1 protein-coding gene is annotated in these 1,413 nt (G+C 70.2%); it reads left to right on the top strand.

The genetic code is table 11. The annotated features are described in order from the left end of the window. Positions 1 to 2 precede the first annotated feature (2 nt). Entirely contained in the window at positions 3 to 1,382 is a 1,380-nt protein-coding gene (gene mltF / locus G7A99_RS17160; protein WP_205599896.1) for a membrane-bound lytic murein transglycosylase MltF, read from the top strand. Positions 1,383 to 1,413 lie beyond the last annotated feature (31 nt).

The raw sequence follows: 1,413 nt of genomic DNA, 5'->3' as shown, positions 1-1,413 counted from the left end.
TTCTGGCCGCAGCCCTGCTGTTCGCACTACTGCTGGCGGTGACCCTGCCGCTGTCCGGCCAGGGGAGTGGACCGCGCAGCCTCGCGGCGATCCGGGCTTCCGGTGAGCTGGTGGTGCTCACGCGCAATGCGCCCACCACCTACTACATCGGCCGTGACGGCCGGCCCACCGGCCCGGAGCACGATCTGGTCGAGGCGTTCGCCGAGCACCTGGGCGTGTCCGTGCGCTACCGCGTTGCGCCCACCGTGGATGCGGTGATCGAGGGTATGGCCGCCGGCGGGGCGGACCTGGCCGCGGCGGGGCTGACCATCACCGGGCCACGCCGGGAGCGTTTCCGTTTCGGTCCGCCCTACCAGCCGGTGACCCAGCAGGTGGTCTGCCGGCGGGACAATGTCCAGCCGGAGTCCGTTGCGGATCTGGCCGGGCTGGACCTGGTGGTGATCGCCAACAGCAGCTACGTCCAGCGGCTGCGGGCGCTCAAGGCCGATGGCCACCCGGATCTGGACTGGCGCACCACCGAAGCGGTGGACACCGAGACGCTGCTGGCCCGGGTCTGGCGCCGGGAGATCGACTGTACGGTGGCGGACTCCAATATCGTCGACATCAACCGCCGCTACTACCCGGAGCTGATCGCGCCGTTCAACCTCAGCCGCGAGCAGCACCTGGGCTGGCTGATGCCCGCCGGCGCCGAAGCCCTGGACCAGGCCGTCAGCGACTGGCTCGACGACTTCCGGGCGCAGGAGGGCCTGGCGCTGATCCGCGACCGCTACTACGGGTTCTTCCAGGTCTTCGACTATGTGGATATCGCCCGCTATGTGCGTCGCATCGACGAGCGGTATCCGCGGTTCCGGGCGTTCTTCCGCGAGGCCGCCGGGCGCTATGACCTGCCGCCGCTGCTCCTCGCCGCCCAGGCCTACCAGGAATCCCACTGGCGTGCGGACGCCCGCAGCCCCACGGGCGTGCGCGGGATCATGATGCTGACGCGCTCCACGGCGCGGGCGATGGGTGTGAAGGACCGGCTGGACCCGGAGCAGAGCATCATGGGCGGTGCGAAGTATCTGGCGCGGATGAAGACGCGCTTCGATGACGGGGTCGAGGAGCCGGATCGCACGTGGCTGGCCCTGGCGGCCTACAACGTCGGTCGGGGGCACGTCCACGACGCCCAGGTGCTCGCCCGTCAGCGTGGACTGGATCCCCACCGCTGGCACGACATCAAGCAGGTGCTCCCGCTGCTTGCGGACAAGCGCTACTACCGGGATCTGAATCACGGCTACGCGCGGGGCACGGAGCCGGTGCGTTACGTGGGCCGGATCCGCGAATACCTGCACGTGCTCCGTGCACGCCTGACGGACGGGAACGGGATGGGGCCGGGGGCCGGCTGAAGGCCCCCGGTGCCGGGCCGCCTCAGAGCTT

The organism is Arhodomonas sp. KWT, from assembly GCF_010993615.1.
Note: the sequence above shows the minus strand (reverse complement) of the source record. Positions and strands in the feature narration are given on the sequence as shown.